The sequence below is a fragment of the Ensifer oleiphilus genome (assembly GCF_013371465.1).
Classification (GTDB): Bacteria; Pseudomonadota; Alphaproteobacteria; order Rhizobiales; family Rhizobiaceae; genus Ensifer; species Ensifer oleiphilus.
This window is the reverse complement of record NZ_JABWDU010000012.1, coordinates 121,731-142,128: the sequence shown is the minus strand read 5'-3', so window position 1 is coordinate 142,128 and position 20,398 is coordinate 121,731. Positions and strand designations below refer to the sequence as shown.

Genomic DNA, 20,398 nt, shown 5'->3' with positions numbered 1-20,398 from the left:
TTGACCAGTGCGTCGAGAGGCGAGACTGTCGCATCTCTAACTGGCCCAACTGTCGCATTACTAAATAGCCGCTACATAGGAAGATCGCGTAATCAACATTATGGAACTGACATGTTAGCGTGCTGCACCAGCGCCGGTCCAGGCACGACGCCTCGGCTGTAACCGCTGCATAGGCCACTCACGCCGCTGATCGCCATCTCTTTCGGCAGACTTCACCCCCCCGGCGCAGGCTCGAGACCCGCGCACAAGCAGCATGCAACTGCCGGGCCGCGACCGTAGCCGGCAATACGGAACCGAATTCGTGAATTGTGCGGCCGATCCCTTGGCTTGGCAAAGCTCGTCCGATGCGACGTCGTGATGCCCTCAACCGATCCCATGCGAGCCGGTTCAGCCGCATGCCATACCGGCGACGCAGTGCCGGAACATACATTCCTCATCCGGTGTATGCTTCAGTCGCGATCGATCACGATCCGTCTACGCGCAAACGCCGACAACAGCCAGTAGCCAGAGCTGGCCCTGTTCGGATTAGCGGTGCCTGCCTTCGCAGCGGTGCATTCTACCACCGTATTTGTAATGTACCTTTTAAATTTACTTGACATTTCAATCGAAAATGCCGGAATTAAAGATAACAACAAATTCTTGGAGTTCGCTGCATGCTGGCCATTGTCGCCGATGATCTGACAGGCGCCCTGGATGCAGCTGCTCCATTTGCCAGCAGAGGCCTTCATACGGAAATTGCGCTCACCATCGGGGCGATCCCCGCAACCTTGAGCGAGCACCCGCAGGTGATTTCAATCAACGTTGCTTCGCGAGAACTGGACATTACCGGCGCGCAGGACGCAACAGCGGCGGCGCTCGCCGCATTGCCGCCCGGCACACGCCTGTTCAAGAAGATCGACTCGCGGCTAAAGGGCCACATAGAAGCCGAGCTGGACGTTACGCCTTTTCGCTCAGCGCTGATTGCGCCCGCCATTCCGGATTTCGGACGGATAGTGAAAGAAGGCCGAGTGCAGGGTTTTGGCGTCGACACGCCGATATCAATTTCCGAGACGCTTGGCAGGCACCTGGGGAAAATCACTGTCCCCGATGTCGCGACCTCAGAAGAGATGAGCGGCTGCTTACACACATCGCAGGAGCGAGGCGTGGATGTTCTTATCGGCGCGCGCGGACTGGCGGAGGCACTCGCGCGCCAAATGACTGGCGGGGCCAATTCGCTCGCTGCAGAGATCCCGCGAGGGCCCGGGCTTTTCGTCATCGGCTCGCGCGACCCGATCACCCTGGCGCAAATCGAGGAGTTGCGGGCCACACGCAAGCCGCGCTACATGCCCGCGCCAAACGGCCGACTGACCGGCGCGATCGCAGACGAGAGCCTGATAACGTTGGTACAGGCTGTCCCTGGGAGCGTACCGACGAGTTCAAAGGAAGTATCCCGACTTCTGGCAGAAAGCGTATTTCCGGCGCTGACCAGGATCGCTTCCACCTTACTTCTTTCCGGCGGCGCTACCGCGGAAGCCGTGTTAGAGAAAATGGGGATCACCCGTTTCAGACTGGTTGGTGAGTGCATGCCTGGACTGGGCTTGGCCCACGCGGACGGCCGTTGCATCATTGCCAAGTCTGGAGGATTCGGCCAGCCGGGAACGTTGAGGGAGCTTGCGGACAGGATTCTCCGCAGTATGGGATGACAGATGGGACTGGAGAACGGAACGACACGCAAGAGCTTGGCTGACTTCGCCTTCGAACGGATGCACCGCGCGATCAAGTCCGGCGCGTACCAACCCGATGAGCGCCTGCCAACCGAGCACGAATTGGCAGCGGAGTTCGAAGTCTCGCGTCCGGTGATCCGCGAGGCGCTCCAACGCCTGCGTGACCAGGGCTTGATCTATTCGCGCCGGGGCGCTGGCAGTTTCGTGCGAGCCCTCGGCATGAAGGAGCCGCTTGGCTTCGGACAATTGGAGAATGTTGCGGATCTGCTGAACTGCTACGAGTTCCGGCTGACCGTCGAACCGGCCGCCGCTGCCGCAGCTGCGGCCCGCCACGATACCACAAGCCTTGGTGCCATTCGTCAGGCGCTCGAGTTGATGCGGGATGCCACCAATCGCCAGTCGCATCGCGAGGACGCGGACTTCCAGTTTCATCTGGCGATCGCGCGTGCGGCCCGAAACAGCTACTTCTCGACCGCCATGGAAGCGCTCAAGGACCATATTGCCGTCGGCATGAAATTTCATGGCGCGTCGGTCAAGCGCGAGGCGGCCGGCCTTACCCGTGTCTTTGCCGAACACGAAGCAATCGCCGAAGCGATTGCCGCCGGCGATGGCACGAGGGCAAAACAACTGATGCTCGACCACCTGACCGGATCGCGCGAGCGCCTTTTCCAGGCAACCAGATAGCCCCCCAACGGAAAATGCCTCGGCAAATGGCCGAGGCATTTTCCAGTGACGAGCGAATGCAAATCCGCCCGCCTAAAAGGCTGCCCTGTAGACCGACAGGACATCATCGACACTCATATCGATGGGATTGTTGTCCATCAGGCGGCGGTTTGCATGCGCTTCACTTGCGTAACGAGGTAGATCATCCACCGTGGCTCCATGCGCCGCAAGCGACATCTCGATCCCAAGGCTCCTGCAAAAGCCATGCGCGGCGCTCAAGAGTTGAGCTTCCGACAGTGCGTCGCCAAACCCCAGTGCAAGCGCAACCTCATCGGTCTTCTTTGCCGCAACCGACCGATTGAAGGCAAGTACGTGCGGAAAGATGATGGCGTTGGCGAGCCCATGCGGCAAACCGAGCCGCGTGCCGAGCGGATAGGCGATGGCGTGTCCGGCTGCGGTGTTGACAGGCCCCAGGCAGATGCCACCGTAGTAGGATGCGAGCATGAGGCCTTCGCGCGCCTCCGTATCCTGCCCGTCCCTGACCGCACGTGCCAGATACTTGCCGACGAGACGGAACCCCATGCGCGCGAACCCATCGATCATGGGATGCGCGCGCCTGTTGGTGAAGGCCTCGACACAATGAGCCATCGCATCGACACCGGTCGCGGCCGTGACCGCTGGCGGCACCGAATAGGTCAACTCAGGATCGAGAACCGCAAAATCCGCGATCATGTGCGGGCTTTCCACCGCGATCTTGTTGCCCTTTTCAGGGTCGGTGATCAACGAGCGGATGCCCGCTTCCGAGCCGGTTCCTGCGGTTGTTGCGACCTGAGCAAGGCGTGTACGGCGACCGGCGACGCGGTTCGGCCCTGCGACATCGCCAAGGGTCTGGGCCGAATCCCAAAGCACGGCAACGAGCTTTGCCACATCAAGCACCGAGCCGCCACCTAGCCCAACAATCAGGTCCGGCTTGCACTGGCGTGCGACCTCGAGTGCTGCCTCGAGCGTTGCAATATCGGGCTCTCCCGGGATTGCGTCGAACACGGTCACCCGGCCCGAAAGCTTCAGCCGATCGGCAAACCCCGCAGTAATCGGCGTTGCGATCACCAGCGTGGACTGGGCGTCTGCCGCCCATGGGCCGACCTCGCCGACGAGACCGGCTCCGACCGCCAGCCGTCGGGGTTGATGAAGGGTGATTTGGGCGATGGTCATGGCTTGGTCATCCTTACTTGGCGCGGCCACTAACGAGCTTGCGCGCGTAGGCGATGGCAGAGTTCATGTTGCCGTGGTTGGCGATCCCCTTTCCGGCGATGTCGAAAGCCGTCCCGTGGTCGACGGACGTGCGATCGATCGGCAAATCGACGGAGACGTTCACCGCCGTATCGAAGGCGACGAGCTTGATGGGGATGTGTCCCTGATCGTGATACTGGGCGACGATCAGATCGAACGCACCGGAATAGGCGCGGTAAAATACCGTGTCCGCCGAAATCGGCCCATGCACATCGATACCTTCCGCACGCGCTGCAGCGACTGCAGGCGCGATCTGGTCGTCATCCTCGGTGCCGAAGAGGCCGTTCTCACCACAATGCGGATTGATACCGGCAACCGCGATTTTCGGCGCGGCATAGCCGATTCGCTTCAGATGCGCGTCGCCTGCCCTGATCGTCGCCAGTACCCTTTCGGTCGTCGCTCGCCTGATGGCCTCCTGCAGCGAAACATGGGTCGAGACATGAATAACCTTAAGCCGGTCGGAGGCGAGCAGCATGTAGGCCGCCTTCGAACCGGTCAGGCTGCGCAGCATACCCGTATGGCCGTCATAGTGATGACCGGCCAGGTTCAGCGCTTCCTTGTTGATCGGGGCTGTGACGATGCAGCCGATCGCGCCCGCTTCCGCGTCCCGCACCGCTTTCTCGATAAAGCGGAAGGCCGCATCGCCAGCCACCGCACTCAATTGTCCCCACGCTAGCGGCGCGCCCTCGATCGGCAGATCGACCACGTACGGCGCTAGATCGACGTCGATGTTCAATGCGGAGCGCGCTTTTTCAAGCGTGGTCAGATTGCCGTAGATCCGCGTTCGGTTCCGATCTTCAGCCGACATTTCGGCCAGGGCGCGGACTGCGATCTCAGGTCCAACCCCGCATGGATCGCCCATGGTTATTCCGATGATATTGCTCATGAAACACTCCGTCGAGCCGCGCTGTCCCAACCGGGAGCCAGGCGGATATATTTGATCGCGCGCCGATGATAGGTGTAGGCGAGGTGCATGCTGCCGTCGGGACCTTCGAGCAGCCACGGATAGGACATTTCCTGATTGCGGCCGTCGGTCGAATCGTTGGACAGGCAGGTGCCCGGGCCATCTTCGATCGACTGGCCCACCGTAAAGGAACGCCCTCCATCATCGGAGAGGCAGAGCGCCACGGGTGCCCGCGGCACGCCCCAGACCGGAACGCACCCTCCGCTTGGATCCGCATCGGGCCGGCTATCCTCCTCGCCCAGCTCGTCATAGAGCGAGGCGCGGCGATCGCTAGACGAGAACGCATTAACGGGATTGCAGATCATGGCGATCCGACCGTCTCGCAGGCGAGCGGCGGAGAGCGATGAATTGTTGTTCGGCACATCAGTGGCGTGAGGCACGGACCAGCTCCGCCCGCCGTCGTTGCTATCGCTGCGGTAGACGAAATCCGCCTGCCGGCGCCGAAAGAAAGCGGCATATCGATCCTCTCCCAAGGGCACAGGCGACATGTGCACGCAGCCGGTAGACTGGTCGATATCGTCGAGCTGCCAAGTCTGGCCGCCATCGACAGACACACCGACAGCTGCTGTGTCGTGGCTGCCATTCCATTTCTGACCGGGCCGCTGCACACAGCGGAAAATCGGCAACAGCCAAGCTCCGTCGTCGCGAACGAAAACGGGCGCGCGGACGAAGCAACCCCGCGGCAAATCGAGATAGCGACCTTGTTTGGTGACGAGCTTTTGCGGGTCCGTTGGATCACGGAACACCTCAGCCATGCGGATCCGGCATTCGTCCTGATTGCCGGAAGGCTGAGAGGTATGAAAGAGCCAAAGCGCTCCATCCGGCGCGGAAAACAGGACAGGGTTCTGCTCCGAGTGCGAAGGATCGTCACTCAGGCGCTGGGGCGGTCCCCAGGTCATCGCGCCTTCCGTCAGCACCGAGGCGAAGATGGAAATATCCGACTTGCCCTCGAGCGTTCCGCCGAACCAGGCACACACGAGCGTGCCATCATCGAGCAAGTGCAGGAATGCAGCATGGTTCTGGATCATTGGCGAAGGCAGCAAGGCTTCGTCACGCCCGTTGGACACGGTTCGAAGCACGCCATTCATGTTGCGAGCGATTTCATCAGGATGCATTAGGCCCTCCATTCACCCACGAAAATCACCCGCTTTTCAAAGTTGTCAAGTTTGATGATGTTTGTCGAATTAACATGCTATAAGAATAAAATGCTTTATCGTATTGATACTACGTCTTTTTTGTTTAATTCTTATTCTCCATAAATTTTTACATCGCGAATTAATTTGACAAACTTTTCTGAAAGTTGGATGGTCAAGTCAACTTGACACGAGGATGTCGGGGACGGAGGAACTTCATGCACAACGCCAGCAGCCGCCATCAGGCTAAGACGGCCGTCGTCCTTGCAGCGGGAGCAGCCACGCTCGCCGCGACAGATGCGGTAATCGTGCGAGCGCTGAGCGGTGCCGTGCACCCTTTCGTCATCGGATTTTTCCGTGCGTTCTTCGGGGCGCTCATACTCTTGCCCTGGATTGCCCTGCGCCCATCTGTTCTGCGCACAACGCACCCGATGCGCCAGCATGCGCTACGCGCCGCCTTCAAACTTCTGGCGATGATCGCGCTGTTTGCCGCCTTGAGCTGGGGACCGCTGGCCGACGTGACCGCTATCGCCTTCACCTCCCCGATCTTTGTGGTGCTCGGCGCAGCATTGGCGTTGGGCGAACGACCGGGCCCGGCGATGATTGCAGCGGTCGCCCTCGGCTTTGCCGGCGCCATGCTCGTGATCGGGCCGTCGGGAACAGGCTTCACCATGGCGATCTTGCTGGCGCTAGCAGGCGCCATGCTTCAATCAGCGATCCAGTTGATCCTGAAATCCATGTCAAAGGGTGATGCCACGTCGACGCTGGTGGTGTGGAACCTTCTTTTGACCGTGCCGATCGCCTTGCTGTTTGCCCTCCCCTTTTTCGCCATGCCTGGCCCGAGGGAAATGGGACTTCTGGCGCTTCAGGGCATCGTCGGTACCGCCTGCATGGCGCTGATGACGCACGCCTTTTCGTTGGCGCCGGCAACCGTGGTGGCACCGTTGGACTTCCTGCGCCTGCCGCTCGTCGCCTTCGGTGGATTTGCCCTGTTCGGCGAAACCGTCGCCCTGACCACCATCGGCGGAGGCGCGCTCATATGCTGCGCTGCCTTGATTGCCGGACGTTCCGGAAAATTTGGATCCGGCACCAAATCGAACTGAACCAGACTTTCTAGGGAGGAGAATGCAATGAAGAAAACGCTTATCCTGGGTGCGCTCCTGTTGAGTTCAACCATTTCGCCCGTCTTTGCCGCATCGGGGCCGGTCAAGATCGTGCTTGCGGAGGAAGCCGATCTGCTTGAGCCCTGCATGGCGACCCGCTCGAACATCGGCCGTGTCATCATGCAGAACGTCAGCGAAACCCTGACCGAGCTCGATGTTCGCGGCAACAAGGGTGTCGTGCCGCGCCTTGCCGAGAAGTGGGAGCAGAATGAAGACGGAAGCTGGCGTTTTCATCTTCGCCAGGGCGTGAAATTCTCCGACGGTACGACCTTCGACGCGAAGGACGTCAAGCACAGTTTCGACCGCATCATGAGCGACAAGAATGCCTGCGAGTCTCGCCGCTACTTCGGCGGGATGACGGTTACCGCCAATGTCGTCGATGACCATACGATCGACTTCAGCGCCGACCCAGTTCAGCCGATCCTGCCATTGCTGATGTCGCTGGTCACCATCGTTCCGGAAGAGACGCCGCTTGAGTTCATCCGCGAACCGATTGGCACCGGCCCCTACAAACTGACCAACTGGACACCGGGCCAGCAAATCGTGCTGAGCGGGCGTGACGATTACTGGGGCCAGAAGCCGCAGGTGACGGAAGCGACCTATCTGTTCCGTGCAGACCCGTCCGTTCGCGCTGCAATGGTTCAAGCCGGGGAAGCTGATCTCTCACCCTCCATCTCGCAGCTCGACGCAACAAACCCCAAGACCGACTTCTCCTATCTGGATAGCGAGACCGTCTATCTGCGTATCGACCACAATATCGAGCCGATGAACGACGTGCGCGTCCGCCGTGCCCTCAACATGGCCATCGACCGCCAGGCGTTCCTTGGCACCCTGGTCCCGGACAGCGCGCTGCTTGCCACGGCAATCGTGCCGCCGCCGACGCTCGGTTGGAATCCTGATGTCAAGGTCTTCCCGTACGACCCGGAAGGAGCGAAAAAACTTCTGGAGGAGGCCAAGGCGGAAGGGGTGAAGGTCGAGACGCCGATCACCATCATCGCGCGCTCGGCAAACTTCCCGAACGTGACGGAGATCATGGAAGCCATTCAGGCGCAATTGCAAGAAGTCGGCTTCAAGATCGATCTGAAGTTCGTCGAAGTGGCAGAACATGAAGGCTACTATTCCAAGCCTTTCAAGGAAGGTCGTGGCCCGCAGCTCGTCGCTGCAATGCATGACAACTCCAAGGGCGACCCTTCCTTCTCGATGTTCTTCAAATATGCGACGGACGGAACGCAGTCAGGCTTTTCCGACCCGAAGGTCGACGATCTGATCAAGCGCGCCTCGGCCGCCACCGGTGACGAACGCGCCAAGCTCTGGTCGGAGACGATCGCTTACGTGCATGATGAAGTGGTAGCCGACGTGCTGCTCTTCCACATGGTCGGCTTCTCGCGCGTTTCGGAACGTCTGGACTTCAAGCCCACCATGGCGACCAACTCGATGCTTCAGCTTTCCGAGATCGGGATCAAGTGAACCGTTCTGGCCATCACCAGAACTGCCAGTGACAGACGCAATCAAGGCGGCGGGAGGATCCCGCCGCCTCTGCAAGCGAGGGGCACAATGATGAGTTTCATTCGTAAACGCGCCGTGGCCAGCCTTATTTCCCTGGTCGGTCTGATCGTGATGGTCTTCTTCCTGTCGCGTCTGACGGGAGATCCTGCTGCGCTTTTCCTTCCCGTCGAGGCTTCGGCGGAAATAAAGCAGCAATTTCGCGAGATCCACGGCCTTAACGATCCGCTCATGGTCCAGTTTGGCCGCTATGTCGGTGACGTCGTAACCGGCGATTTCGGCGAATCCCTGCGCAAGGCGCGCCCGGCACTCGACGTGGTTCTGGAAGCTTTCGTGTGGACCCTCTGGCTTGCAGCCATCACCATGTCCCTGGTGACCGGCGCTGCCATCGTGGTCGGCTCGCTGGCCGCCTTCCGCGCCGGCGGGTTTTTCGATCGCCTTTCTTCCGTCATATCGCTGATTGGAGCAGCCGTACCGGACTTCTGGCTGGCGATTGTTGCAATCGTGGTTTTCTCGGTCAACCTTGCCTGGCTCCCCACATCGGGCACAGGCTCGCTGCTGCACTGGATACTGCCGATCGGCGTGCTGTTCGTTCGTCCATTCGGCATCATCGTCCAGGTGGTTCGCGGCTCCATGATCAGTGCGCTCTCTTCGGCCTACGTGAAGACGGCCCGCGCCAAGGGCGTCAAATCAGGGCCAATCATCTTCGTCCATGCATTGCGCAACGCCATGCTGCCCGTCATCACCGTCATCGGCGACCAGGCGGCCAGCCTGTTGAACGGTGCGGTCATTGTCGAAACCATTTTCGGCTTTCCCGGCGTTGGCAAGCTGATGATCGATTCCATCCTACAGCGTGACTTCAATGTGGTGCTCGCCGCCATTCTCGTCACCGCGCTCGCGATCTTCGTCATGAACCTGCTGATCGACTTTGCCTATGCAATGCTCGATCCACGCATCCGTCATTGAAGAGTTCAGCCATGACCTTACAGACGACAGATACGACAATCGCCGCCGAGCCGGGATTTGCGGTTCGCATGGCCCGCATGCTGTGGGCCGACAAGTTCGCCCTCTGTGCCGCCATCTTCCTCGTTGTCATCCTCGTCGTGGCGATCGTCGGCCCGAGTTGGCTGGGCGATCTTGCGACCAAGCAGAACCTGCGCGGCCGGAATGCCGCCCCTTTCGAGTGGGAACGCGGCTGGGTCTGGTGGATGGGGGCGGATGCGCTCGGACGTCCGTTGCTCGCCCGAATCATCGTGGCAACACAAAACACCCTCATGGTGGCTGCCGGCGCCGTGGCAATCTCCGCCGTCGTTGGCACGACCCTCGGCCTTGTTGCCGGGTTTTCCTCGCCGCGCATCAACCAGATCATCATGCGGCTCGCCGACGTCATCATGTCGTTCCCGTCGCTTCTGATCGCGGTGATCGTGCTTTATGTGCTCGGTTCGTCGATCCTGAACCTGATGCTCGTTCTCTCGATCACCCGCATTCCGGTTTACCTGCGCACCACCCGGGCCGAGGTGCTGGAGATCCGCGAACGCATGTTCGTGCAGGCGGCCCGCGTCATGGGCGCATCGAGCAGGCGCATCCTGTTCCGGCACATCCTGCCGGTCGTTCTGCCGACGCTGACGACCCTCGCCACGCTCGACTTCGCCTATGTCATGCTGGCGGAAAGCGCGCTCTCCTTCCTCGGCATCGGCATCCAGCCGCCCGAGATCACCTGGGGCCTAATGATCTCCCAAGGCAGGCAATATCTCACCAATGCCTGGTGGCTGTCCTTCTGGCCGGGCCTTGCAATCATCCTGACCACGATGTCGCTGAACCTGCTTTCGAACTGGATGCGTATCGCGCTCGATCCCGTCCAGCGCTGGCGCCTGGAAATGAAAGGCCGCAAGAATGGCTGACCATCTGCTGGAAGTCCGCAACCTCTCGGTCGAATTTCACACTGCCATGGGCGTCGTCAAAGCGGTGCGCAATATCTCCTACCATCTCGATCGCGGCGAGACGCTCGCGATTCTCGGCGAGAGCGGATCGGGCAAGTCGGTTTCCTCATCGGCGATCATGAACCTGATCGACATGCCGCCGGGGCGCATCAGTTCGGGCGAGATCCTGCTCGACGGCGTCGACCTTCTGAAGATGCCGGCACATAAGCGACGCGAGGTGAACGGCCGTCGCATTGCGATGATCTTCCAGGATCCGCTCAGCCATCTGAACCCGGTGTACACCGTCGGCTGGCAGATACGCGAGGCATTGACGACCCATGGTGCAGCGAGCGCCGCTGCCCAAACCGAGGCGCTCCGCCTGCTCACCCGCGTCGGCATTCCCGAGCCGGAAAAGTCGCTCGACAAGTATCCGCACGAATTTTCCGGCGGCCAGCGCCAGCGCGTCATGATTGCCATGGCGCTTGCGCTTCGCCCCGATTTGCTGATCGCCGACGAGCCGACGACGGCGCTCGACGTGACGGTGCAGGCCGAAGTGCTGGCTCTCCTAGAAGAGCTGCAGCAGGAAACCGGCATGGCGGTTCTCATCATCACCCACGACCTCGGCGTCGTCGCCGAGGTCGCTGACCGCGTTGTGGTGATGGAGAAGGGCGAACTGGTCGAGGCGGGAACGGTGCGCGAGGTCTACAAGAACCCTCAACACCCCTACACCCGCAAGCTGATCGCCGCCGCCCCCGGGAAAGGCAAGATGCACAGCCCCGGCGCACGTGGCGAGCCGGTTCTGTCGGTGCGCGAGGTGCGCAAGCACTACGGCAGTTTCGAAGCGCTGAAGGGCATCTCCTTCGACCTTATGCCGGGCGAGACCATGGCCGTTGTCGGCGAGAGCGGCTCGGGTAAATCCACCCTCGCCCGCATTCTCCTCCGGCTGGACGAGCCCGACAGTGGTAGCGCGCTCTGGAAGGGCCGTGACCTTTTCCAGCTATCACCGGCGGAACTCTACAAGCTGCGGCGCGACCTTCAGATGGTGTTCCAGGACCCCACTCAGTCGCTCAACCCGCGCATGACCGTTTACCAGCTGATCTCCGAGGCCTGGGTCATCCACCCGGACATCCTGCCCAAGGCGAAATGGCGCGAACGTGTGGCCGAACTGTTGGTTCAGGTGGGTCTCGGGCCGGAACACATGGGCCGATATCCGCATCAGTTCTCCGGCGGTCAGCGCCAGCGCATCGCCATCGCGCGTGCCCTCGCCCTCGAACCGCAATTGATCATCTGCGACGAAGCGGTTTCAGCGCTTGACGTCTCGGTACAGGCCCAGGTCATCGCCCTGCTCGACAAGCTTCGTAAGGACATGGGCATCGCCTTCATCTTCATTGCACACGACCTTCCCGTCGTTCGGGACTTCGCCGACCACGTCATGGTGATGCAGAAAGGCCATGTCGTGGAACTCGGCACGGTGCAGGAGGTGTTCGAAACCCCGCGCCAGGACTATACCCGCGCGCTTTTGGCGGCCGGCCTTGATCCCGACCCCGATGTTCAGGCGGCCAATCGCGCCGCCCGGCTCGAATGCGCCTCCTGAGGCGCCCCCCAATCCCTGGAGACCGAAATGTCCAAGCAAGCCTTTGTCGCGCTCGTCACCTGCTTCAACGACGATGAGACCATCAATTACGAAGCAACACGCGCGCAGGTGCGTCGCCAGGTCGACGCCGGCAACAACATCATGTGCGCCGGAACCAATGGCGACTTCAGCGCTCTCACCTTCGAAGAGAAGGTGCGCCTGACGGAGGAAGTGGTCGATGAGGTCGGTGGACGCGCCAAGGTGATCGTCAATGCCGGCATGCCCGCCACGTTCGAAACGCTGAAACTTGCGCATGAATTCGACCGCATCGGCGTCGACGGCATCGCCGTGATCACGCCTTTCTTCATCGCCTGCACCCAGGACGGCCTGGTCCGTCATTTTTCGACCGTTGCCGATGCGGTCAAAACTCCCGTCTATCTCTACGATATTCCGGCCCGCACGCAGAACCACATCGAGCCTGAGACCGCACGCACGCTGTCGCGCCACGGCAACATCGCCGGCATCAAGGATTCCGGTGGTGCCAAGGAGACGCTTGAGGCCTATCTGGAAGTGGCCAAAGACGTGGAAGGCTTCGAAGTCTACTCCGGCCCTGATCATCTGGTGCTGTGGGCGCTGCAGAATGGCGCCGCCGGCTGCATCTCGGGCCTGGGTAATGCCATGCCCAACGTGCTAGCGGGCATTTTGGCAGCGTTCAATTCAGGCGACATCGCCGAAGCCAAACGGCAGCAGGCGATCTATTCTGCCTTCCGCACGGATCTCTATGCGCTGGGCTTCGCGCCAGCGATGGTCAAGCGCTCGCTCTATCTGCAGGACGCCTCGGTCGGCGCCAGCAGACAACCCGCTCTTTTGCCCAACAAGGAGCAGGACGCCCAGATCGAGGAAATTCTGCGCCGGTACGAACTCTTGTAACCGGCGATTGCTCCCCACTTCGATCGAGAGGCGGGAACCGCTTAACACAGGCGAAGACTGTAACGTCTGCGTTCAGGAGCCGCGTCAAAATAGAACGAGCCCTGGCGGCTAGGCTAGCAACCAGGGCTCGTTCGTTGACTAAATCTCTGACCTGCAAATATCGAGCGTAGACGCCTCAATATGCCCAGTTTGTTAGCAAATCTCGTCAAGACCAGGTGGAGCCTCGCAGATTAAGTCTACGAGCATCGCTCCGAAAATCAATTAATTCTTAGGGGTTATTTTCGAACCCGCGTCGCGATAACGGCAAAGTGATCGCCCCGTCTCGCACACAATCAGCGCGGCAATGCCGCGTTCATCAATCCCAAAGGCCTGGAGCGTTTCCGACCAGGGCGGGATCGTAGAAGCGTTCTCCCTCTCCGCTTCTACGCGTTTTCTCCCGCAGAACCGCTTCACCCTTGTTCCGGAAATACTCTAGGAGCCGGCCATCAAGCTTTCGGCATAGGCCATCATCAGCGGCCCGACACCTTTGGCGTCATCGGCAACGACAGGCTCCTTGAGGTAGTACCCAGGCGAACCATCGCGATAATTGCCCTCAAAGCCGCCAAGACCGGCGACGTGAACGATGGTTGTAAAACGAGTGACGCCTTTGGAATCTGCAACGATCCGGGTATCCAGGAGGGCATCGAGCGCTCGTCTACCGGCCGCGCCCAAGGTTTCTGTGCTATCCGGCGCGAGCAGACCATGGCGAGCAGAGCGCATGAGTGCGTAGGCGAACATGGCCGATGCTGAGCTCTCCTCGTAATTGCCCTCGAGATCCGGCGCGTCGAGCACCTGCGGCCAGAGACCGGTGGAAGCCACCTGGCGGGTCTTGATCTCCATCAGAAGGCTGCCGGTGCGTTGGCGTAGCGAAGCCGTGGCCTCGTCGGCCGGCAGCATGACCAATGCATCGACCAGCGCCATGGCCAGCCAACCGACCGCGCGTGCCCAGACGGCGGCAGACTGACCGGTCACCGGGTTGGCCCAGCGCTGTTGACGGCTGTCGTCATAGCCATGGACATAGAGGCCGCCCGCTGTTGCCGTTAATGCCAGAGCCGTCGAGAACTGCTGCAGCGCGTCGGCGATCAGGCCGGCGCGGCCGGTGGATTTGCCGTACTCGATCTGAAACGGCAGCCCCATGTAGAGCCCGTCCAGCCATACCTGATGCGGATAACGCTTCTTGTGCCAATAGTTGCCGGCAGCGATGCGGGGATGGCTTGCCAGTTGGCAGGCCAGGCGATCGGCAGCCAGACGGTAGCGGGGATCGTCAGCCCCTGCGGCTAGCGCGAACAAGGCCCGCCCTGCGAGGATGTGGTCGATATTGTATTCGTCACGATCATAACCCGAAAGCGCACCGTCTGCCGCGATCTGCGGATCTGCAAGTCGGTGCAGATGCGCTTTCCAGCGCGCATCGCCTGTCGCTTCAAAGAGATGAATGAGGCCGCGATAGACACATCCATCCTCGTAACACCAGCTCCCCCCCTTGTAGCGGGCATAGCGCTTGGCGAATTCATCGAAATAGTCTGTCGGGTTCACGGGCGGATCTCATTCAAAGGAAAGGGAGACGGAGGCGGCACTGATCAAGGCGGGGTCATCGCAGTCGATTTCGGCTTGCTCGACGACGAGCCCCTCATGGCGCATGGGCCGGACGTGGTCGGCCATGATCGGCGGCGTCGCGATTGCCTCGGGATCGCGCGAAACGATTTTCAGACGGCGGATACTGACGTTGCGTACCGGCGCTTCGGGCAGACCGAGAAACGCGCCTGCGGCGTGGGCGAGCCTACGGATCTCGACGTCCTCGATGGTTACGCCGTCGATGACCGGCGTCGCGGAACTGACGGCGGCCGGCTCACGGCTTTGCACCCAAGGATCGTGGCCGTCGGCATCGCAATGGTAGTGGGCGTTGACCGAGAGCGCGGTTTCGACGCCATCCAGACGCACACGGCGCATGGCGATATTGGTGATCGAGCCGCCGCGACCGCGACGGGTCTTCAGCCGCAGGCCGCGATCCGTGCCGATCATCTCGCAATCCTCGACGCAGACGTCATGCACGCCACCGGACATCTCCGAGCCGATCACCAGCCCGCCATGGCCGCGTTCCATCAGGCAATGGCTGACGCGAACGTTGCGTGTTTCCATCAGGTGATCATCCTCGCCGTTCGGACCACGCTTGCCGGCCTTGACCGCGATGCAATCGTCGCCGACCGAGAAACGCACACCTGTAATCGTGACATCGCGGCAGCTTTCGGGATTGAAACCATCCGTGTTCGGGCTATCAGGTGGAGCGATAATGCTCAGCCCGGCAGCCGTCAGACGCTCGCAGCCCTGCGGATGAATCGTCCAGGACGGCGCGTTGCGGATCGTGAAGCCAAGAAGGGTTACGTCACGGCAGGAAATCAGATGCAGACCGCGCGGGCGCCGCGCGCCATCGCGCGTCTCCTTCGGCCAACGCCACCAGTCGCCCCTGTCGCCGGAGCCATCGAGGATACCACGACCCTCGATCACTAGTTTTTCCACCGCTACCGCATGTATCGGTGCGGCAAAACAAGCCGCAGGAAGGCCTTCCCAGCTGCCGAGCATGCGGCCGCTATGGTCGTGAGCAGGCAGGATCGGCCAACCGGTGCGCTCGGACGGCGCTTGAAGGATCGCCCCTTCCGCAAGATGCAAGGTCCTCTGCCCCCTGAGACCGACCGGCAACGACGTCCATTGCCCCGCACCGAGGTAAAGCGTACCGCCACTCGGGACCGCTGCGATCGCCTCGGCAAGTGCTGCGGCATTGGCGCCAGCACCATCCAGATCGGCGGGCGCGATGTCGGGCAACAGGCCGAAATCGGCGGCATCGATGAGACCAGCGCAGGGCGTGGTCCGGAAGGACACCGGCTGAAACCCTTCCGCCTCGAAGCGGTAACGGCGCGCGGGATGAAGTCCATGCAACAGGGTCACGACAGTGTCGGCGACTCCCTGCTGCAAGTCCCTGGCATCATCCGGCGACGACAGCCGCCAGGCCGTCTTTTCGCAAAGCCAGTAATGTGCACCGGGCGCCGGCAGGCATAGCGCCGCCGTTCGCGCCGAGCGCGCGATGATGGAAGGTCGGATCATGTCTTGCCTCGTGTTCCGTGCCCGTGAGACGGGCGCAAGCCCCGCCGCGGTCGCCCGCGGCGGGCAATGTTGGCGATCAGTCGAATTCGGCGAGAACGTCGTTCACGGTGTCGATGATCTGCTGGGCGCCCTCTTCCGCGGTGATCTGGCCGTAGGCGTATTCCTCAAGCGTATCGATAAAGGCCGCCCGGATTTCCGGATGCTCGTTGAAGGGTGAAACCGACGGCCCTGTCGCGGCCATGACGATGGCGTTGGCGGCACGAACCTCCGCCTCACCCTTGTCGCCAAGCCGGGCAGCGGCGGCCTTCGATGCGGGAAGCCCACGCGATGTACCAAGAGCGTCGATGCCTTCCGGCTCGTTCAGCAGGCAGTTGACGATCTGTGCGGCAGCTTCCGGATTTTTCGAGTTCTTGGAGATCGAGAACACCATGGACGGTTTGCGATAGACGCCTTCGGTCACCGCGTCCGCCAGCTTCAGCATCGGCACCGGTTTCAGGACCTGGCCGTCCTTCAGCGGATCGGCGTACTTGGAATAGGTGGAATCCCACTCATAGGAACCGGCGACCTTGCCTTCGGCCCAGGCGGGCTTTTCGAACAGATTGACGTTGCCGTCGGCTGCCTCTTCCTTTTGAGAACGGATTGCGCCGGTCTCCACCAGCTTGCCGAGGAAGGAAATGCCTTCGGCGAGCTCCTCGGGCGTCCAGGCAACACGACTGCTTGTCTGGTCGACGAGATCCTTGCCTGTCTTCTGCACGACGGCGAGCGTCACCAGCAGCTGGGCGGTCTCCTTGACCGCGTTGAAGGTGTAGTGGTCCTTGCCGAGCTTTTCCTTGATGGTGGCGGTCGCGGCGAAAAACTCGTCCCAATTCTTGGGGATATCGACGCCAGCCTTCTCGAACGTGGTCGCGTTGAAGAAGAAGACGCGCCCCGTCGTCGAGACCGAGAGGCCCTGCAGGACCCCGTTCATCGAGCCGGCCGCGAGATCGCCCTCCGTCCAGTTGGACAGATCGATTGCCTTCAACGTACGCAGATCGGCGAACCCTTCGCCGTTCTTGGAAAACAAAGGCAACCACGGCCAGTTGACCTGGACGATGTCGGCCTCGGTCCTGCCGGCCATCTGGGTCGTCAGTTTTTCGAGATAGCCGTCGAAGCCTGTAAACTCGCCCTTGACCGTGTGGCCATATTTCTGGCCGCAGGCGGCGGTCGCCTTTTGGGTGGCCACGTGGCGGCTGTCGCCACCCCACCAGGCCATGCGCAACTCTGCGGCTTGAGCGGTGGCGCAGAGCGAAAGGGCGCCATAGGCGACGCCGGCTAATGCAGCTATGGTTCTCGCGGTCTTCATGCTTCTCCTCCGTGTTGATACAGGGCTCAACGTCGCCTCCTCACAGCGAGACGTTGCGGCCATCGGTCTTGTCGAAAATGTGCAATCGTTCGAGGTCTGGACGCAGCCGGATGGTCTCCGAGCGGCCCAGCGTCTCGAAATCGGCAGCGCCAACGACACTCACCACCCGCCGCCCCTCCAGGTCGGCATGGAGGTAGACTTCGTGACCCATGAACTCGGCATTGGCGAGTTTGGCGGTGAACGCCGGACCGTCGGCCACCAGTGAAAGGTGCTGCGGACGGGTGCCGACGACGGCCTCTGCCGGGCGAGCGGAAAGCCGCCCCTCCAGATGTGGTCCAATCGGCAGGCTCTGGCTGCCGACCGAAAAGGACGAACCGTCAAGCTTCGCGTCGATGAGGTTCATCTCCGGGCTGCCGATGAACCCGGCGACGAACAGGTTCGCTGGACGTTCATAGAGTTCTTTCGGCGTCGCAACCTGCATGATGTGCCCCGCCTGCATGACGCAGATGCGGTCCCCCATCGTCATCGCCTCGGTCTGGTCATGCGTCACGTAGATGACCGTCGACGACAGACCTTCGGCCTTCAGTTGCCGGTGCAGATCGGTGATGCGAACCCGCATCGAGGCGCGCAATTTTGCGTCGAGGTTGGACAGCGGCTCGTCGAACAGAAACACGCCCGGCTTCTTGATGAGCGCGCGCCCGAGGGCCACACGCTGGGCCTGACCGCCCGAGAGCTGCTTGGGAAGCCGGTCGAGCAACGGTTCGATTTCGAGGATCCTGGCGACCCGTTCGATGGCGGCGTCGATTTCCGCTTTGGGTTTCCCGGCGATCTTCAGTCCGAAGGCGAGGTTCCCCCTGACCTTCATGTGCGGATAGAGCGCGTAGTTCTGGAACACCATGGCAATCGAGCGCTTGCCGGGCGGCAGTTCGTTGACGCGTCGATCGCCGATGACGACCTCCCCGCCCGAGATCTCCTCGAGACCCGCCACCATGCGCAGCGTCGTCGACTTGGCGCAGCCCGATGGGCCGACAAACACCATGAACTCGCCGTCGTCGATTTCGAGGTTGATGCCATGGACCGCCTTGAAGGCGTTGCCATAGACCTTTTCGAGATTTTTCAGTTGAACCTTAGCCATGGTCAGCCCTTGATCCCCCCGGAGGAGATCCCTTCGATGAAGTATCGTTGTGCAGCGAAGAAGACGATCAGCGCGGGTGCGATCGTCAGCACCGACATCGCCAGGATGCGGTTCCATTCGAACGCTTCCGTCGTGTCGATGGAAAGTTTGAGCGCAAGACTGACCGGATACTTGTCCACGGAGGACAGGTAGATCAGCGGCCCGAGGAAATCGTTCATGGTCCACATGAACTGGAACAGGCACACCGAGATCAGTGCCGGAGCGAGCATCGGGACGACGATGTAGATCAGCGTCTGGAGGCTGTTGGCGCCATCGACCCGTGCCGCCTCCTCCATGTCTGTCGGCAACGAGCGCAGGAATTGCACCAGCATGAAGACGAAGAAGGCATCGCCGGCGAGCGCCGAAGGCACCCAGAGCGGCAGGAAGCTGTCGAGCCAGCCGAGGTCGCGGAACAGAATATACTGCGGGATGCGGGTGACGACATTGGGCAAAAGCAGGATCGCGATCACAGAGCCGAACAGGATTTTCTTCAAGGGGAAATCGAACCGGGCGAAGGCATAGGCCGCCAACGTGCAGGAAATAGCGGTGCCGATCACCTTCGGCAGGATGATCAGGAACGAATTCCAGAAGAAGCGGCCAAACGTGTAGGGCGTCGATGTCTGCCAGCCCTTGATGTAGCCATCAGCAGTCGGGTTCTCCGGCAGGAAGCCGGCGCCTGCGAATATTTCGGAATTCGTCTTGAAGCTCGCGCCGACCAGCCAGATCAGCGGATAGAGCATCACGAAGCCGACGACACAGAGCAGGATATAGCGGATCGCCGTCGAGATCAGGCTAAGCCTAGCGCGGCGCATCGCCTGGCGGTCGTTGAAGGTAAGGTCGGTCATCGCAGATCAGCTCCTTTTGTCGCCGGCATAGAAGACCCACTTCTTGGAAGACCAGAACGCAACCAGGGTCAGCACGGTTATGATGGCGAACAGGACCCAGGCGATCGACGAGGCATAGCCCATGTTGAACTTCTTGAAGGCCTCGTCGTAAATGTAGAGTGGCAGGAGATAAGTGGACTTCAGGGGACCGCCCTGCGTGATGATGTAGGGGCCGTTGAATTCCTGGAACGCCTGAACCATCTGCATGATGAGGTTGAAGAAGATGACCGGCGTCAGCAGTGGCAAGGTGATGAAGAAGAAGGTGCGCACCTTGCCTGCGCCGTCGATGGCTGCCGCTTCGTAGAGCGACTTGTCGATCGACTGCAGCGCCGCAAGGAAGATCACCATGGCTGAGCCGAACTGCCAGCAGCGCAAGAGCGTGATGGTGAAAAGCGCGTTGGTCGGATCACCGAACCAATCGACCGGGGAAAGGCCGATCGTCGCCAATGCCATGTTGGCCAGACCTTCCGTGGCGAAGATGTAGCGCCAGAGAACGGCAATGGCGATCGAGCCGCCGAGGATCGACGGAACGTAGAAGGCCGTTCGAAAGAGGCCGATGAACGCCAGCTTGTAGTTGAGGATCGCAGCAATGAAGAGCGCGAAAGCAAGCTTCAAAGGCACAGTCAGAAATACGTAGAGCAGCGTGACGTTCAGCGACTTGATGAAGGTTCGATCGCGCGTGAAGAGCCGCTCATAGTTGGCAAGCCCCGTCCAACGCGGCTCGCTCATCAGGTCGTAGCTGGTGAAGCTCAGATACAACGACCCGATGAACGGGATCGCCGTAAAGACCAGAAGGCCGACGATATAGGGGGTGAGATAGCCCAGCCCCAAAAGACGCTGCATCTTCATGGCCTCCCTCCCGGGCGGCACCTGAGTGCGGTGAATGTAGATGCTATTTTGTACAAATCAGGCTCCCAATTCGGTGCGGGAAACGTGAGCGGCGGCGCCCTACCGTATCCCACGAACCGATCTCCTCCCCAGAAGAAGCGGTTTATGCGGTGACATTCGCGTATTTTCAGATC

General features: G+C 60.9%; 17 protein-coding genes. 8 read left to right on the top strand and 9 right to left on the bottom strand.

Annotated features, from left to right (window positions below; all coding sequences use genetic code 11):
* Positions 1–653: 653 nt before the first annotated feature.
* Together HT585_RS29825 and HT585_RS29820 are read left to right on the top strand one after the other, a co-directional pair.
* Entirely contained in the window at positions 654–1,682 is a 1,029-nt protein-coding gene (locus HT585_RS29825; protein WP_176356408.1) for a four-carbon acid sugar kinase family protein, read from the top strand.
* Between the two features lie 3 nt (positions 1,683–1,685).
* Positions 1,686–2,387, top strand: coding sequence for a FadR/GntR family transcriptional regulator (locus HT585_RS29820; RefSeq protein ID WP_176356407.1), 702 nt, complete (start codon positions 1,686–1,688; stop codon positions 2,385–2,387).
* A gap of 72 nt (positions 2,388–2,459) precedes the next feature.
* Here HT585_RS29820 and HT585_RS29815 read toward each other — a convergent pair whose 3' ends face one another.
* Genes HT585_RS29815 through HT585_RS29805 form a run of 3 tightly spaced genes read right to left on the bottom strand, consistent with a single transcriptional unit; the run spans position 2,460 to position 5,735 of the window.
* Complete coding sequence (locus HT585_RS29815) at positions 2,460–3,578, bottom strand: iron-containing alcohol dehydrogenase (RefSeq protein WP_176356406.1); 1,119 nt, start codon at positions 3,576–3,578, stop codon at positions 2,460–2,462.
* 13 nt (positions 3,579–3,591) lie between these two features.
* Entirely contained in the window at positions 3,592–4,542 is a 951-nt protein-coding gene (pdxA, locus tag HT585_RS29810; protein WP_176356405.1) for a 4-hydroxythreonine-4-phosphate dehydrogenase PdxA, read from the bottom strand.
* Positions 4,539–5,735, bottom strand: coding sequence for a sialidase family protein (locus HT585_RS29805; RefSeq protein ID WP_176356404.1), 1,197 nt, complete (start codon positions 5,733–5,735; stop codon positions 4,539–4,541). The genes pdxA and HT585_RS29805 overlap by 4 nt, the downstream gene beginning before the upstream one ends.
* A gap of 236 nt (positions 5,736–5,971) precedes the next feature.
* Here HT585_RS29805 and HT585_RS29800 point away from each other — a divergent pair, with 236 nt between their 5' ends.
* The 6 genes from HT585_RS29800 to HT585_RS29775 all read left to right on the top strand — a co-directional run bounded on the left by HT585_RS29800 (position 5,972) and on the right by HT585_RS29775 (position 12,841).
* Positions 5,972–6,856 carry a DMT family transporter gene (locus tag HT585_RS29800; protein WP_176356403.1) on the top strand — a complete coding sequence of 295 codons (885 nt, stop codon included), beginning with the start codon at positions 5,972–5,974 and terminating at the stop codon, positions 6,854–6,856.
* A gap of 27 nt (positions 6,857–6,883) precedes the next feature.
* On the top strand, positions 6,884–8,383 hold the full coding sequence (locus HT585_RS29795; protein ID WP_176356402.1) for an ABC transporter substrate-binding protein: 1,500 nt from the start codon (positions 6,884–6,886) through the stop codon (positions 8,381–8,383).
* An 87-nt stretch (positions 8,384–8,470) separates the two neighbouring features.
* Positions 8,471–9,385 carry an ABC transporter permease gene (locus tag HT585_RS29790; protein WP_176356401.1) on the top strand — a complete coding sequence of 305 codons (915 nt, stop codon included), beginning with the start codon at positions 8,471–8,473 and terminating at the stop codon, positions 9,383–9,385.
* A gap of 11 nt (positions 9,386–9,396) precedes the next feature.
* A complete protein-coding gene (locus HT585_RS29785) occupies positions 9,397–10,320 on the top strand; it encodes an ABC transporter permease (protein WP_176356400.1) in 924 nt (307 codons plus the stop codon).
* Positions 10,313–11,932 carry an ABC transporter ATP-binding protein gene (locus HT585_RS29780; protein WP_176356399.1) on the top strand — a complete coding sequence of 540 codons (1,620 nt, stop codon included), beginning with the start codon at positions 10,313–10,315 and terminating at the stop codon, positions 11,930–11,932. Before HT585_RS29785 ends, HT585_RS29780 begins: the two co-directional genes overlap by 8 nt.
* A gap of 27 nt (positions 11,933–11,959) precedes the next feature.
* Positions 11,960–12,841: a dihydrodipicolinate synthase family protein gene (locus HT585_RS29775; protein ID WP_176356398.1), complete on the top strand. Its 882-nt coding sequence runs from the start codon at positions 11,960–11,962 to the stop codon at positions 12,839–12,841.
* Between the two features lie 471 nt (positions 12,842–13,312).
* Here HT585_RS29775 and HT585_RS29770 read toward each other — a convergent pair whose 3' ends face one another.
* The 6 genes from HT585_RS29770 to HT585_RS29745 form a co-directional block, all read right to left on the bottom strand.
* On the bottom strand, positions 13,313–14,413 hold the full coding sequence (locus HT585_RS29770) for a glycoside hydrolase family 88 protein (protein WP_176356397.1): 1,101 nt from the start codon (positions 14,411–14,413) through the stop codon (positions 13,313–13,315).
* 9 nt (positions 14,414–14,422) lie between these two features.
* The gene (gene pglA / locus HT585_RS29765; RefSeq protein WP_176356396.1) at positions 14,423–15,976 is read right to left on the bottom strand and encodes a polygalacturonase PglA; all 1,554 of its coding nucleotides are present in this window, start codon (positions 15,974–15,976) and stop codon (positions 14,423–14,425) included.
* A gap of 76 nt (positions 15,977–16,052) precedes the next feature.
* Positions 16,053–17,318 carry an ABC transporter substrate-binding protein gene (locus tag HT585_RS29760; RefSeq protein WP_176356395.1) on the bottom strand — a complete coding sequence of 422 codons (1,266 nt, stop codon included), beginning with the start codon at positions 17,316–17,318 and terminating at the stop codon, positions 16,053–16,055.
* A 40-nt stretch (positions 17,319–17,358) separates the two neighbouring features.
* Positions 17,359–18,453: an ABC transporter ATP-binding protein gene (locus tag HT585_RS29755; protein ID WP_176356394.1), complete on the bottom strand. Its 1,095-nt coding sequence runs from the start codon at positions 18,451–18,453 to the stop codon at positions 17,359–17,361.
* 2 nt (positions 18,454–18,455) lie between these two features.
* A complete protein-coding gene (locus HT585_RS29750; protein ID WP_176356393.1) occupies positions 18,456–19,337 on the bottom strand; it encodes a carbohydrate ABC transporter permease in 882 nt (293 codons plus the stop codon).
* A 6-nt stretch (positions 19,338–19,343) separates the two neighbouring features.
* Complete coding sequence (locus HT585_RS29745; RefSeq protein ID WP_176356392.1) at positions 19,344–20,225, bottom strand: carbohydrate ABC transporter permease; 882 nt, start codon at positions 20,223–20,225, stop codon at positions 19,344–19,346.
* Positions 20,226–20,398 lie beyond the last annotated feature (173 nt).

What these genes read in the sequence shown, in the direction of transcription:
- HT585_RS29825 (WP_176356408.1), top strand. Translation starts at nt 654, where the DNA reads ATGCTGGCCATTGTCGCCGATGATCTGACAGGCGCCCTGGATGCAGCT.
- HT585_RS29820 (WP_176356407.1), top strand. Translation starts at nt 1,686, where the DNA reads ATGGGACTGGAGAACGGAACGACACGCAAGAGCTTGGCTGACTTCGCC.
- HT585_RS29815 (WP_176356406.1), bottom strand. Translation starts at nt 3,578, where the DNA reads ATGACCATCGCCCAAATCACCCTTCATCAACCCCGACGGCTGGCGGTC.
- pdxA (WP_176356405.1), bottom strand. Translation starts at nt 4,542, where the DNA reads ATGAGCAATATCATCGGAATAACCATGGGCGATCCATGCGGGGTTGGA.
- HT585_RS29805 (WP_176356404.1), bottom strand. Translation starts at nt 5,735, where the DNA reads ATGCATCCTGATGAAATCGCTCGCAACATGAATGGCGTGCTTCGAACC.
- HT585_RS29800 (WP_176356403.1), top strand. Translation starts at nt 5,972, where the DNA reads ATGCACAACGCCAGCAGCCGCCATCAGGCTAAGACGGCCGTCGTCCTT.
- HT585_RS29795 (WP_176356402.1), top strand. Translation starts at nt 6,884, where the DNA reads ATGAAGAAAACGCTTATCCTGGGTGCGCTCCTGTTGAGTTCAACCATT.
- HT585_RS29790 (WP_176356401.1), top strand. Translation starts at nt 8,471, where the DNA reads ATGATGAGTTTCATTCGTAAACGCGCCGTGGCCAGCCTTATTTCCCTG.
- HT585_RS29785 (WP_176356400.1), top strand. Translation starts at nt 9,397, where the DNA reads ATGACCTTACAGACGACAGATACGACAATCGCCGCCGAGCCGGGATTT.
- HT585_RS29780 (WP_176356399.1), top strand. Translation starts at nt 10,313, where the DNA reads ATGGCTGACCATCTGCTGGAAGTCCGCAACCTCTCGGTCGAATTTCAC.
- HT585_RS29775 (WP_176356398.1), top strand. Translation starts at nt 11,960, where the DNA reads ATGTCCAAGCAAGCCTTTGTCGCGCTCGTCACCTGCTTCAACGACGAT.
- pglA (WP_176356396.1), bottom strand. Translation starts at nt 15,976, where the DNA reads ATGATCCGACCTTCCATCATCGCGCGCTCGGCGCGAACGGCGGCGCTA.
- HT585_RS29760 (WP_176356395.1), bottom strand. Translation starts at nt 17,318, where the DNA reads ATGAAGACCGCGAGAACCATAGCTGCATTAGCCGGCGTCGCCTATGGC.
- HT585_RS29755 (WP_176356394.1), bottom strand. Translation starts at nt 18,453, where the DNA reads ATGGCTAAGGTTCAACTGAAAAATCTCGAAAAGGTCTATGGCAACGCC.
- HT585_RS29750 (WP_176356393.1), bottom strand. Translation starts at nt 19,337, where the DNA reads ATGACCGACCTTACCTTCAACGACCGCCAGGCGATGCGCCGCGCTAGG.
- HT585_RS29745 (WP_176356392.1), bottom strand. Translation starts at nt 20,225, where the DNA reads ATGAAGATGCAGCGTCTTTTGGGGCTGGGCTATCTCACCCCCTATATC.